This is a genomic window from Micromonospora sp. NPDC048839 (genome assembly GCF_040649915.1).
Taxonomy (GTDB): domain Bacteria; phylum Actinomycetota; class Actinomycetes; order Mycobacteriales; family Micromonosporaceae; genus Micromonospora.
Window position 1 is genome coordinate 84,487 of record NZ_JBEZGL010000016.1, and the last position, 12,967, is coordinate 97,453.

Sequence of the window (12,967 nt, forward strand, 5' to 3'; positions counted from 1 at the left end):
AATGTAAAAAGGTGTGACGTGTGATGTCGCTTATCACCGCACCCACCACACCGCCGAGAGGATCCGATGAATGTGAAGAGACGCTTGCGTCGCCTGATGGCCGCCGCGGGGACCATGCTGGTTCTCGCCCTCGGCGCCAGCATCTACGTGGTCTCGGACGCGCCGGGAGTCGCCCGCGCCGCCGGCACCGGACCGTGCGACATCTACGCCTCGGGTGGCACCCCGTGCGTGGCCGCGCACAGCACCACCCGCGCGCTGTACGGCGCGTACAACGGCCCGCTCTACCAGGTCCGGCGCTCCTCGGACAACACCACCCGCGACATCGGTGTGCTGAGCGAGGGTGGCTACGTCAACGCCGCCACGCAGGACTCGTTCTGCGCCAACACCAACTGCGTCATCACCATCCTCTACGACCAGTCCGGCCGTAACAACCGCCTCACCCAGGCACCCCCCGGCTACTTCGTCGGCCCCGCTCCCGGCGGATGGGACAACCTCGCCGACGCGAAGGCGGCACCGATCACCGTCGGCGGTCAGAAGGCGTACGGGGTCTACATCGCCCCCGGCACCGGCTACCGCAACAACAACACCAACGGCGTCGCGACCGGCGACCAGCCCGAGGGCATCTACGCCGTCGTGGACGGCACGCACTACAACCAGTGGTGCTGCTTCGACTATGGCAACGCGCAGACGAACAACCTGGCCGACGAACGCGCCATCATGGAGACCGTCTACTTCGGGGCCAACAAGCAGTGGGGCTACGGCGCCGGCGCCGGACCCTGGATCATGGCCGACCTGGAGTGGGGGCTGTTCTCCGGGGTGAACGCGGGGTACAACAACATCGCGCCCATCAACCACCGGTTCGTCACGGCGATGGTCAAGGGCGAGCCGAACCACTGGGCGATCCGGGGCGGCAGCGCACAGTCGGGCGGCCTGACCACCTACTTCGACGGGCGTCGCCCCAACGGCTACCACCCGATGAAGAAGGAGGGGGCCATCCTGCTCGGCATCGGCGGCGACAACAGCATCACCGGGCGGGGCACCTTCTTCGAGGGTGTGTTGACCTACGGCTACCCGACGGCCGCGACCGAGGACGCCGTGCAGGCCAACATCGCCGCCGCCGGGTACGCACCGGCCGGGGGCGGTAACCCGCAGCAGGGCGTCCAGGTCGTCGGCGGCCAGTCCGGCCGCTGCGTCGACGTGCCGAACGGCACCACCACCAACGGCACCCAGGTGCAACTCTGGGACTGCGTCGGCAACACCGCGCAACGCTGGACCCACACCGCCGGCAAACAACTCCAGGTGTACGGCAACAAGTGCCTCGACGCCAGCGGCCGGGGCACCACCAACGGCACCCAGGTGATCATCTGGGACTGCAACGGCGGCACCAACCAACAGTGGAACATCAACTCCAACGGCACCATCACCGGCGTCCAGTCCGGGCTCTGCCTCGACGCCAGCGGCGCCGGAACCGCGAACGGCACCAAGCTCCTCCTCTGGGCCTGCAACGGACAACAGAACCAGCAGTGGTCCACCCGTAGCTGAACCCGCGCCACCACCCGGTCGGGCCGCCTCCGCGCAATCCGCGGGGGCGGCACCACCGGCAGCCGACGGCCCGCCGCAACGCGGCCGATGGTCCCCGGCCCAACCTGTTGCCCCGGTACGTTGGGCAGTCATGGCCACCACCGCCGACATCCGTTCCGCACTCGCCAGCCTCGCCGACCCGCACCGAGCGGAGGCGTCGAGCCGGTTCCTCCAGATGATCCCGGGCGGGTACGGCGAGGGTGACCGCGCAATCGGCGTCTCCGTGCCGCAACAGCGCAGGGTGGCCGCCCGCTACTGGCGCGACCTTCCCCTGTCCGAGACGGCGGACCTGCTGGCCGGCGGCGTGCACGAGGAGAGGCTGACGTCGCTGTTCATCCTGGTGCGCAAGTTCGCCAAGGGCGACGACCAGGAGCGGGGCCGGATCTTCGACATCCTCCTGACCAACACCGACCGCATCAACAACTGGGACCTGGTGGACTCGTCCGCGCCGTACATCGTCGGGCCCTGGCTGCTCGACAGGGACCGGAGCGTCCTGGACCGGCTGGCCGCGTCGAGCCTGGTGTGGGACCGGCGGATTGCGATCATGGCCACGTTCGCCTTCATCAGGGCCGGCGACTTCCAGTGGACCTTCCGGATCGGTGACCAGCTCCTGCACGACCCGCACGACCTCGTGCAGAAGGCGGTGGGCTGGATGCTGCGCGAGGTGGGCAACCGGGACCGGGCGGCGGAGGAGCAGTTCCTCGCCGGGCGCTACCGGGCCATGCCACGGGTCATGCTGCGGTACGCGATCGAGAAGTTCGAGCCGCCGCGACGTCGGATGTACCTGACCGGTACGGCCTAGCCAAACCGGCGCAACGCCGCGTCGCCGGTGCGTCGGACCGAATATGTCGTCCCGGCTGTCGATCCGGAGCCCCGCTGGCTCGTCGTCAGAGTAGGGGCCACCACCGACGGGGCCAACACACGATGGGACACGAGACATGGCCAAGTACATGATCCTGATCTACGGTGACGCGCAGCAGTGGGACGCGATGACCGACGAGCAGTGGAAGGCGCACGACGCCGCCCACATAGCGTTCGTGGCCGAGGCCGGCGCGCGGGTCCTCGGCGGGCACCAGCTGGAACCGGCGCCCACCGCCACCTCGCTGCGCTCGGACGCACTCGGCCAGCTCGACACGACCGACGGTCCGTTCCTGGAGACCAAGGAGGCCCTCGGCGGCTACTACCTGCTGGAGGCGGCCGACCTGGACGAGGTGCTGTCACTGGCGGCACTGCTACCCGAGGTGCGCGCGGCACACAGCGGTGTGGAGATCCGTCCGGTGGTCGACCACGGATGAACGACACGGTCGTCGCGGCGGTCGCGCAGGCGCACCGCCGCGACTGGGCCCAGGTGTTCAGCACCACCGCCCAACTGACCCGCGACCTCGATCTCGCCGAGGAGTGCGCCCAGGACGCGTTCGCCCAGGCCCTGGAGACCTGGGCCGAGAATGGCATTCCCGAGCGGCCGAGCGCGTGGCTCACCACCATCGCTCGCAACCGTGCCCGGGACGTCCTGCGCCGCGAGTCGGTGTTCCGTCGCAAGATGCCACTGCTCGTCGCGGACGAGACGACACCGGGCCCCGAGGATGGTCTGGTCGACGACCGGCTGCGACTCATCTTCACCTGCGTCCACCCCGCGCTGTCCAGGCAGGCGCAGGTCGCGCTGACCCTGCGCCTGGTGTGCGGGCTGTCCACCCCGGAGGTGGCCCGCGCGTTCCTGGTGCCGCCGACCACCATGGCCGCCCGGATCACCCGGGCGAAGAGAAAGATCGCCACGGCCCGCATCCCGTACCGGGTCCCGGGCCCGGACCAACTCGGCGAGCGGGTCAGCGCCGTCCTCGAGGTCGTCCATCTCATCTTCACCACCGGCCACACCGCACCGGTGGGCGCGCACCTGGTACGCCAGGACCTGGTGGACTGCGCGATCGGTCTGGCTCGCATGCTGCACCTGCTCATGCCGACCGACGCCGAGATCAGCGCCCTGTTGGCGCTGCTGCTGCTCACCGCTGCACGCCAGGACACCCGCGTGTCCGTCGACGGGCGACTGGTGCTGCTGTCCGAGCAGGACCGCACACGCTGGAACTGGCAGCTCATCGACGAGGGAAGGTCGTTGTTGACCGACGCGCTGCGCCGACGGCCACCGACCCGGTACGCCCTGGAGGCCGCGATAGCTGCCGTGCACGCCGACGCGCCCACCTGGCCGGACACCGACTGGAACCAGATTGTCGGGCTCTACGACACCCTGCTCCGGCTGTGGCCGTCGCCTGTCGTCGGCCTCAATCGCGCCGTCGCGATCGGGCTGCGCGACGGCCCCGAGGCCGGACTCGACGCGCTCACGCCGATGCTCGCCGATCCGGCCCTGTCCACCTACGGATATCTGAGCGCCTCGCGCGCCGACTTCCTGCGTCAACTGAGGAGGTGGCCCCAGGCCGTGACGGCCTACGAAGAGGCGCTGACCCTTACCGACAACGACGTGGAGCGCGCCTTCCTCACCGAACGGCTGACGGACGTCAGGCGGCATCTGCCCGGGTCAGCGCCGCCGGCGCCGTAGCCGGCCTCAGGCATCCTGGTTCCTCGGCACCGTCGCGCCCCGGTTGGCCATGGCCGCTGTCGCCGCCGCCCCCAGCAGCAGAGCCGGAAGGACGAACCAGAGACCGATGCCGAGGCCCAGCAGGAGCGCCCACACCAGCATGACCAGCGCCCCGACCGTTGTGGTCGTGGCGACAGCACGGTGGACCAGGTCCGCGATGAGGGGACAGACGGCCGCAACCACAGGTACGCCCAGCAGATAGCCGGCGGCAGCGCCGCTGTCGTCGATGGTGAACGGCGCCAGCGCAATGACGATCCAGGCCGTGGCGGCGAGGGCGAGGAGTCTCAGTAGCCGACCCACGGAACCGGATGCCGGAGCGCGCCCCCGTAGGCGCACGAACGCCGCGGCAGCGATGAAGAGCGCGACAACGCCGCCGGCGATGGTAGCCACGTTCATTTCGCTTCCTCCGTCCTCAGGACGTCAGCGAGCCTCGCCTCGTACACGTGGACCGGCCACTTCTTCCACAACGGGTCGGCGAGCTGGCGCAGGTGTTCGTCCTGACGGTACGCCCTCAGCACCGATCTCACCCGGTCGGCGGCCACAACTGCATCGATGACATGCTATCTTTTGGCGCGGGAGTGCAGGGCACGCTCCCGATCACCTGAGTCGATCGACAACGGCACGCCGAGGGCGACGCCCTCCGGCCGCCCTTGCCAGTCGGTGACCAGTCCGGGCCGCTCCGCCAACGCAGGCGACCGCGCGGTTGCCGGACAATCTCGGTCCGGCTGGATGCCCCAGCTTCCCAGGCCCGTCGCGGACACCCCGACAGCGGCGGTACGGCCCCGCACGCCACCCGTGCACGCCGCACCGACCGCACACCGGCCCGCAACGGAAGGGGATCCGCATTCCGGCACCGGGAGCGCCACCGCCAGCCGTCACCATCTCACCGCCCCGTCCGCCCGACGAGCCCCCTCCGGCCGGGTGCTCGCCGGTCGCGGCCGTCGGGGCCGGTCCCCCACCACCACCGCACGACCAGTGGCAAGGAGTCACGCAATGACACGACATCGACAACTCTTCTCGTTCATCGCGGGCGCGGCGGTCCTCCTCGCGGCGACCGCCGGCGGCGTACTGAACGGCGGCCTGGGTGGAACGGCGGTGGCCGCGACGAACGGCACGCTCGCGGCCACCGCCGGCTGCGGCAAGGCCCCCACGCTCGCCAGCGGGACACGCACCATTCAGAGCGGCGGACAGAGTCGCACCTACATCCTGCGGATCCCGGACGGTTACGACCGGAACAACCCCTACCGGCTGGTGTTCGGCTTCCACTGGCTGAACGGCTCGGCCAGCAACGTCGCCTCAGCCGGCTACTACGGGCTCGCGCCGCTGTCGAACAACACCACGATCTTCGTCGCGCCCCAGGGCATCAACGCCGGGTGGGCCAACACCAACGGTCGCGACCTGACCCTCTTCGACGACATCTCCCGGCAGATCGAGAACGACCTCTGCGTTGACACGACCCAACGCTTCGCCCTGGGCTGGAGCTACGGCGGGGCGATGAGCTATGCCGTGGCCTGCGCGCGACCCACCGTCATCCGCGCGGTCGCCGTCCTCTCCGGCGCCAATCTCAGTGGGTGTAGCGGTGGCACCCAGGCCGTTCCCTACTTCGGGATCCACGGCATCTACGACAGCGTGCTGAACATCTCCCAGGGCCGGTCGTTGCGCGACACCTTCGTGCGGAACAACGGCTGCACCGCGCAGAGCCCGCGCGAGCCAGCTCGGGGCAGTCTCACCCACATCACCACCACCTACGCGGGCTGCCGAGCGGGGTATCCCGTGCAGTGGGCCGCGTTCGACGGGGACCACACCCCCAGCCCGGTCGACGGATCGTCCAGCCCGAACGACAGCAGGACCTGGACGTCGGGCGAGATCTGGAGATTCTTCAGTCAGTTCCAGTCCACCACCCCACCCACGACCGCACCGCCGACCACGCCCCCACCGACCACGCCTCCGCCGACCACGCCCCCGCCGACGACTCCGCCCCCGACCGGGCAGCCGGGCGACTGTGCCGCCACCTACCGCCTGGTCAACAGCTGGCCGGGTGGCTTCCAGGGTGAGGTCACCGTGGCCAACACCGCCGCCGCCACGGTCAACGGCTGGACCGTCGGCCTGACCCTGGCCAGCGGCCAGGCCATCAGCAGCCTCTGGGGCGGCACCAACACGGGCACCACCGGCACCGTCACCGTCCGGAACGCCGCCTACAACGGCACGTTGGCCCCGAACGCGTCGACCACCTTCGGGTTCACCGCCACCGGCAACGGCGCCACCCCGCCCGGCACCATCACCTGCACCAGCCCCTGAGCGCAGGGCGACACCGGAGGCCCGGAGCCACTGGCTCCGGGCCTCCCGGCCGCCGGCACCGGCGACAGACCCACCTCCGCGACCACCGACGTGCCGGCAGAAACGCGTGCCAGCCAGGTTGCGCGCCGGACAGGTGGGTGCCGTGGACTCGGCGACGGGGCCGGTCACGGTCGTCTCCGCGGCGCGCACCGGAGCCGGGTACCTGGACCCGGCGCCCCACGTGTACGCCGGCGACGCGCTGGTCAGCGCAGCGGCCCGGTCCGCGCCGCGGCCCGGAGGATGCCGTCGAGGCCCTCCTCGAACAGCAGGTCGTCGTGGCGCCAGGGTCGCACCCCGGCCGGTGACCCGACCTTCGTCGGCATCACCAACGGCCGCCGCCACGTGCAGCTGCTCTACGACGTGGAGGTCTACTCCGACACGGCCGGCTGAGCGGCGGCCCCCCGCGCGGAGGGGAGCCTCCTCCCCTGCGCCGGGGAGGAGGAGTCGTCCAGCGCCGCAGATCATCGACTCATGACTGCCGGCGTGTGGCTGCTGGTTGCCGAGACGGAAGGCCCGCGTCTCGACCCTCGGCCGGTGAGCAGGCACGGCACTGTCCGTAGAGGAGCGACATGTCCGACCGTACCGTTGGCCCGCAGCGACCCTCAGCCGCCGACCGGGTGAGACCGTGGGCGTTGGCGTGCGGCCTCTTCCTCGTCGGCGAGGTGGCGCTGCGCCTGTTCTGGATCGCCGGCGGCCGGTGGGCGTACACCGCCTGCGACCGGACCGATCTAGTCGATCCGGCCGGGGGATGCGGTGCCGACCGCGTCGAGACGCTGCCGTTCTGGGCGGGCTGGGGAGCGCTGACGGTCGGCGTCGTCCTCGCGCTGGTGGTCGTGGGCGCGGTCCGCCTGCCCGGCCGCGCCGCGACCACGGGCAGCTGGCTCGCGGCGGCGCTGCTTCTGGTCGCCGCGTTCCCGCTGCACCTGCTCTTCGAGGTCCCGGCGGCGTTGACGGGGCGCCCCTCGGACTGGCGCGACCTCGGCGCCCGGCTCGCGCTGCTGGCCGGTGGCATCGTGTTCGCCGGGCTGGCGAACGCGTCCGGTCCCCGCCGCGGACCGGTGACTTCCGGCTACCGGCCGGTGCCCCGTTGGACGCGCCGCTGGGCGTACGTGGCCGTCGCGTTACCGGTGGTCGGCTGGGCCGTACCACATGGGCTCTGGGTGCTCGGGGTTCCGTTCGGCATCTCCGCACGGGAACTGAACGACATCCACAACGACCTCTCGACGCCGACGGGGGTGGCGATCACCGTCGTCCCACCGCTCGCCGGCCTGCTCGTTCTCGGGCTGGTGCAGCGGTGGGGGCAGCAGTTTCCGCGCTGGGTGCCGGGGCTGGGTGGTCGACCGGTTCCCCGACTGCTGGCGGTGGTCCCGGCCGGGACCGTGGCCCTCACGCTCGTCACCTACGGCGTGCTGAGCAGCGCGGTGTTCGTCGGCCGACTGTTCTCCGGCGAAATGCCGTGGTCGGAGGTGTGGGACGGTTGGGCGGTGACCGCCACGCTGCTGGTCTTCCTCGGCTGGGGGGTGGCGCTCGGCGTCACGACCGCCGGTTACGCCCTCAGCACCCGGTCGCGTCCGGAGCCGTTGGCAGGCGCCGACACCGCACCGGGAGCCCTCGGCCGAGCATGACAGGCACCGGGCGGGATGCGACCATCGGTCAATGGACGACGAGCGGCCACACGTTCTGGAGCCCGACGGGACCCCGGCGGCGACCCACAATCCTCCACCACCGGTGCTGAGCGAAGGGGCCTTCGTCTCGCGGTTCCGGGCGGTCACGGCGGGGTCCAACGGCCACCGCGGCCACCTGCCGGGCAGCATGGTCGACTGTTGGCGGGCGGTGGTGGACGCCTGCCTGGCCGGATACGACGACTCGCTCGAGGAGTACACCGCCGACCTGGGCGTCCGTGGGTTGCTGGAGGCGGTGCTCAACCACCCGGAGCTACAGGAGTATCCCGAGCTGAGCTGGGTCCGAGAGCAGGTGGCCGAGTCCGACCGGCGCTTCCGGACGATGCTGCGGGACGATCCGATCCCCCACCTCGCCAACTGGCCGTGGTGGGAGAGCCATCCACCCCGGTACGCCGGCTCGGAACTGGCTGCGGACTTCCAGGCCAGCTACGGCGTCCACGTGGACGTGCGCGAGACCTGACCCTTCCGTCGCCGGGAGTGGGCCTGGCGCACCATACATTGACACTTATCGTTGTCGCAGTGATAGTAAGTGCCTACAGCTCCCATCGGATCGACTGCGGGGACCGTGGTCGGGTGGCCGACGCGCCCACCTCGATCTGACCCGCGGCCGGCGCTTGCCACCGTGGTCGACGGGCAGGCACAGCCATTCTGCCGCCACGCCGGGAGCGCGATCGACGCATCCGCTGGAGGGGTCAATGAGGAAGAGATCGAAGATCTGCGTGGGACTGGCGGCCGCCGTCGTCCCGATCACCTCCGTGATCATGGCGCTCGGCGCGACACCGGCTGATGCCGCGGTCGGCGGTTCCGGTCCCTATCCCGCCGACTACGAGACCTCGGCCACCCTGGCCAACCACACCATCTTCCGCCCGCAGACACTCCCGTCCGAACGTCTTCCGATCCTCGTCTGGGGCAACGGCGGCTGCTCGGCCAACGGCCTCTCCCAGGGCAACTTCCTCCGCGAGATCGCCTCCCACGGCTTTCTCGCCATCGCCAACGGGGCACCGAACGGATCCGGCTCCACCACCTCCCAGCAGCTCACCCAGTCCATCGACTGGGCCATCGCGGAGAACTCCCGGCAGGGCAGCAAGTACTACAACAGGATCGACACGACGAAGGTCGCCGTCGCCGGCTTCTCCTGCGGAGGCCTGGAGGCCTACGCCGTCTCCAACGACCCGCGCGTCACCACGACCGGCATCTTCAGCAGCGGTCTGCTGAACGATGCCGACGACTACCAACTCCGGAGACTGACCAAGCCGATCGCCTACTTCGTCGGCGGGCCCAGCGACATCGCGTACCCGAACGCCATCGACGACTGGGGCAAGCTGCCCGCCGGCCTGCCCGCCTTCATGGGCAACCTGAACGTCGGGCACGGCGGCACGTACGACCAGCCCAACGGCGGCGAGTTCGGCCGCGTGGCGGTGCTCTACCTCAAGTGGCGACTCAAGGGCGACACCACCGCCGGCGCAGCCTTCGTCGGCCCCGACTGCGGTCTGTGCCGCAGCCAGTGGAGCGTCCAGCAGAAGAACCTGACCCTCGACGGCGGCACGCCGCCCACCACACCGCCGCCCACCACACCGCCCCCGACGACACCACCGCCCACCACGCCACCACCGACGACGCCACCACCCGGCGGCACCCCCGCGTGCACAGCGGTCTACTCCGTTCAGGACCAGTGGAACGGCGGATTTGTCGCCACCGTCACCGTCACCGCGGGAACCACCGCTCTCACCGGCTGGCGGGTCGCCCTCAACCTGCCGAGCGGGGCTTCGGTCACCTCGGTGTGGAACGGCGTCGCCAGCGGCAGCAGCGGCACGATCACCGTCGCGAACCAGAGCTACAACGGACGGGTGGCCGCGGGTCAGACCGCCAGTTTCGGCTTCCAGGGCACCGGAAACGGCACCGGGACCACGGCCACCTGCACCGGCGTCTGACGCCCGCCGGATCGGCCAGCTCGCTCGGCGGGCCGCTGCCACAGCGGCCCGCCGACGGCGTCCCTGGCCGTGGTCCGGTCCGGCACCTCCCGAGGCCTCCGACGGCCACGTGACGCGAACGGCACAGTGCAGCGCTAGCGCAACTCCGCGATCCTGGCCCGGGTCCGGGCCGGTGCCTCGGGGTGCCCGCGCTCGACGTCGGCCCGGACGTCAGCCACGGTCCTGCCGGCCAACTCCCGCCGCCAGGCCAGCTCGGCACCCCGCATGGCCTGGGCGAACGCGCAGGACTGCCGATAGTCGACACCCGCATGCTCCCCCGGCCCCTTGCGCAGGATCTGGTCGCACTGGAACAACTCCTCCGGGCCCTCGATCGCGGCGACGATGTCCAGCAGGGAGACCGCCTCGGGTGCGCGGGCCAGTTGGAAGCCTCCGCGCGGCCCCGAGGTCGACGCCAGGATTCCGGCCCGGACCAGGGCCTGAAGCAGCTTGTTCAGGTACGCCGGCGGCAGCTCGTAGAACGCCGCGAGGGCGCCCGTTGGCACCGGCGTGTCCAGCCAGCTCAGGTTGAGACACGTGTGGAGGGCCCGCTCGACACCCTGACTCATCCGCATGATCCTGGACTCTACCTGTCCAGGATTTGGGAGGAGTGTCACCCTCTCTCGCCCGGAACCTTTCTGGACATCTAATGTCTAGGAATCAACGATCATCGAGGGAGTCGACAATGACACTGGTACGCGCGGCCCAGGCCGAGGTCCTCGACAGTGACCCAGCCAGCGTGATCACCCTGCTTCTCGACCCGGAGCACACCGACGGCGCCCTGATCAGCAACCGCACGCTGCTCAAGCACGGCACCGCTGGCGCGCCACCACACCTGCACATCCACTCCGGTGAGCTGTTCTTCGTGCTCGACGGCGCCCTGGAGATGCTCGTCGGCGATCAGTTGCACACCCTGCACACGGGAGACACGCTCTTCGTACCGCCGAACACCCCGCATGCCTTCGCCCCCGCCGACGGGCGGGACGCCGACTTTCTCGTGGTGATCACCCCCGGCAAGCCCCGGTTCGACTACTACCGACTCCTCGACAAGGTGCACCGGGGCGAAGCCACCTGGCAGGACGTCGGCGAGACCCAGGACCACTACGACAACCACTACGTGGACAGCCCGTTGTGGGCAGGCCGACGCGGCTGACCACGAGGCGTGAACCGCGGGCGGCGGTTCAGTGACCCCTGTTCGGCGGTGGACGCTCGCACGCCGCGACGGGACATGAGCCACCATGGCGTGGCCAACCTTCCGTGGCCACGCCATGCTGGTTCACCCGAACCGAAGGGTCAGCAGCCGATCCGGCTGGACCCGACCGCGACGTCGTCGTACCAGAGGGTGTCGGCCCCGCCGCCGTAGCTCTCCCAGCCCAGCTTGAGGTCGGTGAGCTGCGGCCGCCAGGTCCGGTTGTACCACTGGCCGTCGATGTCGTGCGTTGGTACGCCGTCAGCGGTGAGGCCGGCGATTGCGGTGCCGTCCAGCCAGGTCCGAAGCTGACCAGCCGAGCCGTCCACCATGAACTCCAGGCAGGCCCACCGGTTGGTGGGTAGCGGAACGCTCTGCGCCACCCCCGCCGGGCTCTGCTCGGGCAGGGTCGCGTCGTCGGAGGCGCGGTTCCACTGCAGGGCACCGTTCTGGCCGCCGATCCGCAGGTCCTTGTTGCCGTCCGCGGCGTCGGTCATCGCCATCATCGTTGTGTGTTCGGTGGGCTGGGCGGTGGTGTGCCGTACCCAGATGCGGCCGTACCGGACACTGCCCAGGCTGCCGAGATTCTTGGTGGATCTGATGAAGACGTGGTTGCAGTAGCCGGCCGCGCCGTTGATCCGGACCGCCCGGTTGCCGCTGTGGGTGGTGGCCGTGTCGATGGTGGCCGTGCCGGCGCCGGAACAGTCCGGGTTCACCACGGTCCAGTCGCCGGACGGCGTCGAGCCGGTCTGGTTCTCGAAGCCGTCGCAGAGCAGCGCCCCGGCGCACCCGGTCGGCGGCGGGGTGGTGGGCGGCGGCGTCGTGGGCGGAGCGCTGGTGGGCGGCGGCGTGGTCGGCGGCGCGCTGGTGGGCGGCGGCGTGGTCGGCGGCGCGCTCGTGGGGGGCGGCGTGGTCGGCACCGTCGTGGTGGGCACGCCGGTCGGGGTCGGCCCGGTGCCGTTGCACGGTACGCCGTTCAGACTGAACCCGGTCGGCGCGCCGCCACTGGAGCCGTACGTGCCCTGCACGCCGAACTCGGTGGTCCCGGCGGCCGGGATGCTGCCGTTGTACGACATGTTGCGGGCGGTCACCGTCGCGCCCGACTGGCTGACCGTGGCGTTCCAGCCGTTCGTGATGCGTTCGTCCCCGGCGTACGTCCAGGTGACGGTCCAACTGGAGACGGCGGTGTCGCCGGGAGACACCTTCACGTTGGCGGTGAATCCGCCGGGCCACTGGTTGGGTGTGTAGTCGACCCGGCAGCCCTGGGCGGCTGCGGCCGGGCTGGTGAGCAGGGCCGTTCCGGTCGCGGTCACGGCCGCCAGTGCGGCGACGACCGCCAGGGTCGGACCGGGGCGGGCGCGGAGAATCGTCATGAGAGGTCCTTCTGCCATCGAGCTGGTGGGTGGCGGTGTGGCGACACGCGTCCTGGACGGAGGCGGCGCGCCAACGCGCCCTGGGTGCGGCGCGGCGACGCGCCACAACGGCTGGTCGGTGCGTACGACCGCGGTGCCCGGCTCGGGACGGACCTGTCAGTCGCCGACGGCCCGGTCACCCGGACCTCGGCGGCGCCCACCGACAATGTATTGACGTCAGGCGATGTAATCAAGCCGGCGCCACGACGGGC

13 protein-coding genes are annotated in these 12,967 nt (G+C 70.7%); 10 read left to right on the forward strand and 3 right to left on the reverse strand.

The window, feature by feature from the left end; translation table 11 throughout:
* The first annotated feature begins 66 nt into the window (after positions 1 to 66).
* From AB0C25_RS26450 to AB0C25_RS26465, 4 genes are all read left to right on the forward strand, one after another.
* Positions 67 to 1,542 (forward strand): arabinofuranosidase catalytic domain-containing protein, encoded by a 1,476-nt coding sequence (locus AB0C25_RS26450; RefSeq protein ID WP_357376917.1) that lies wholly within the window; start codon positions 67 to 69, stop codon positions 1,540 to 1,542.
* A gap of 130 nt (positions 1,543 to 1,672) precedes the next feature.
* Complete coding sequence (locus AB0C25_RS26455) at positions 1,673 to 2,383, forward strand: DNA alkylation repair protein (RefSeq protein ID WP_357376918.1); 711 nt, start codon at positions 1,673 to 1,675, stop codon at positions 2,381 to 2,383.
* Between the two features lie 136 nt (positions 2,384 to 2,519).
* Positions 2,520 to 2,876 carry a YciI family protein gene (locus AB0C25_RS26460; protein ID WP_357376919.1) on the forward strand — a complete coding sequence of 119 codons (357 nt, stop codon included), beginning with the start codon at positions 2,520 to 2,522 and terminating at the stop codon, positions 2,874 to 2,876.
* Positions 2,873 to 4,129, forward strand: a complete 1,257-nt coding sequence (locus tag AB0C25_RS26465; protein WP_357376920.1) for a sigma-70 family RNA polymerase sigma factor — start codon at positions 2,873 to 2,875, stop codon at positions 4,127 to 4,129. The genes AB0C25_RS26460 and AB0C25_RS26465 overlap by 4 nt, the downstream gene beginning before the upstream one ends.
* A gap of 6 nt (positions 4,130 to 4,135) precedes the next feature.
* Here AB0C25_RS26465 and AB0C25_RS26470 read toward each other — a convergent pair whose 3' ends face one another.
* Positions 4,136 to 4,564, reverse strand: coding sequence for a hypothetical protein (locus AB0C25_RS26470; protein WP_357376921.1), 429 nt, complete (start codon positions 4,562 to 4,564; stop codon positions 4,136 to 4,138).
* A 597-nt stretch (positions 4,565 to 5,161) separates the two neighbouring features.
* Here AB0C25_RS26470 and AB0C25_RS26475 point away from each other — a divergent pair.
* The 5 genes from AB0C25_RS26475 to AB0C25_RS26495 all read left to right on the forward strand — a co-directional run bounded on the left by AB0C25_RS26475 (position 5,162) and on the right by AB0C25_RS26495 (position 10,118).
* Positions 5,162 to 6,466, forward strand: a complete 1,305-nt coding sequence (locus AB0C25_RS26475) for a cellulose binding domain-containing protein (RefSeq protein ID WP_357376922.1) — start codon at positions 5,162 to 5,164, stop codon at positions 6,464 to 6,466.
* Positions 6,467 to 6,745: 279 nt separating this feature from the next.
* Positions 6,746 to 6,895: a hypothetical protein gene (locus AB0C25_RS26480; protein ID WP_357376923.1), complete on the forward strand. Its 150-nt coding sequence runs from the start codon at positions 6,746 to 6,748 to the stop codon at positions 6,893 to 6,895.
* Positions 6,896 to 7,074: 179 nt separating this feature from the next.
* Positions 7,075 to 8,130, forward strand: a complete 1,056-nt coding sequence (locus tag AB0C25_RS26485; RefSeq protein WP_357376924.1) for a hypothetical protein — start codon at positions 7,075 to 7,077, stop codon at positions 8,128 to 8,130.
* Between the two features lie 31 nt (positions 8,131 to 8,161).
* Positions 8,162 to 8,647 (forward strand): hypothetical protein, encoded by a 486-nt coding sequence (locus AB0C25_RS26490; protein WP_357376925.1) that lies wholly within the window; start codon positions 8,162 to 8,164, stop codon positions 8,645 to 8,647.
* Between the two features lie 235 nt (positions 8,648 to 8,882).
* The gene (locus AB0C25_RS26495; protein ID WP_357376926.1) at positions 8,883 to 10,118 is read left to right on the forward strand and encodes a cellulose binding domain-containing protein; all 1,236 of its coding nucleotides are present in this window, start codon (positions 8,883 to 8,885) and stop codon (positions 10,116 to 10,118) included.
* A 134-nt stretch (positions 10,119 to 10,252) separates the two neighbouring features.
* Here AB0C25_RS26495 and AB0C25_RS26500 read toward each other — a convergent pair whose 3' ends face one another.
* Positions 10,253 to 10,729, reverse strand: coding sequence for an Rrf2 family transcriptional regulator (locus AB0C25_RS26500; protein ID WP_357376927.1), 477 nt, complete (start codon positions 10,727 to 10,729; stop codon positions 10,253 to 10,255).
* Positions 10,730 to 10,839: 110 nt separating this feature from the next.
* On the opposite strand from AB0C25_RS26500, the gene AB0C25_RS26505 reads away from it, so the two are divergent.
* Entirely contained in the window at positions 10,840 to 11,307 is a 468-nt protein-coding gene (locus tag AB0C25_RS26505) for a cupin domain-containing protein (RefSeq protein WP_357376928.1), read from the forward strand.
* 140 nt (positions 11,308 to 11,447) lie between these two features.
* Here AB0C25_RS26505 and AB0C25_RS26510 read toward each other — a convergent pair whose 3' ends face one another.
* Positions 11,448 to 12,716, reverse strand: coding sequence for a cellulose-binding domain-containing protein (locus tag AB0C25_RS26510; RefSeq protein ID WP_357376929.1), 1,269 nt, complete (start codon positions 12,714 to 12,716; stop codon positions 11,448 to 11,450).
* Positions 12,717 to 12,967: the final 251 nt, after the last annotated feature.

Coding starts and splice junctions, on each gene's coding strand:
- AB0C25_RS26470 (WP_357376921.1), bottom strand. CDS start 4,564: ATGAACGTGGCTACCATCGCCGGCGGCGTTGTCGCGCTCTTCATCGCT.
- AB0C25_RS26500 (WP_357376927.1), bottom strand. CDS start 10,729: ATGCGGATGAGTCAGGGTGTCGAGCGGGCCCTCCACACGTGTCTCAAC.
- AB0C25_RS26460 (WP_357376919.1), top strand. CDS start 2,520: ATGGCCAAGTACATGATCCTGATCTACGGTGACGCGCAGCAGTGGGAC.
- AB0C25_RS26450 (WP_357376917.1), top strand. CDS start 67: ATGAATGTGAAGAGACGCTTGCGTCGCCTGATGGCCGCCGCGGGGACC.
- AB0C25_RS26510 (WP_357376929.1), bottom strand. CDS start 12,716: ATGACGATTCTCCGCGCCCGCCCCGGTCCGACCCTGGCGGTCGTCGCC.
- AB0C25_RS26505 (WP_357376928.1), top strand. CDS start 10,840: ATGACACTGGTACGCGCGGCCCAGGCCGAGGTCCTCGACAGTGACCCA.
- AB0C25_RS26480 (WP_357376923.1), top strand. CDS start 6,746: ATGCCGTCGAGGCCCTCCTCGAACAGCAGGTCGTCGTGGCGCCAGGGT.
- AB0C25_RS26485 (WP_357376924.1), top strand. CDS start 7,075: ATGTCCGACCGTACCGTTGGCCCGCAGCGACCCTCAGCCGCCGACCGG.
- AB0C25_RS26455 (WP_357376918.1), top strand. CDS start 1,673: ATGGCCACCACCGCCGACATCCGTTCCGCACTCGCCAGCCTCGCCGAC.
- AB0C25_RS26495 (WP_357376926.1), top strand. CDS start 8,883: ATGAGGAAGAGATCGAAGATCTGCGTGGGACTGGCGGCCGCCGTCGTC.
- AB0C25_RS26490 (WP_357376925.1), top strand. CDS start 8,162: ATGGACGACGAGCGGCCACACGTTCTGGAGCCCGACGGGACCCCGGCG.
- AB0C25_RS26475 (WP_357376922.1), top strand. CDS start 5,162: ATGACACGACATCGACAACTCTTCTCGTTCATCGCGGGCGCGGCGGTC.
- AB0C25_RS26465 (WP_357376920.1), top strand. CDS start 2,873: ATGAACGACACGGTCGTCGCGGCGGTCGCGCAGGCGCACCGCCGCGAC.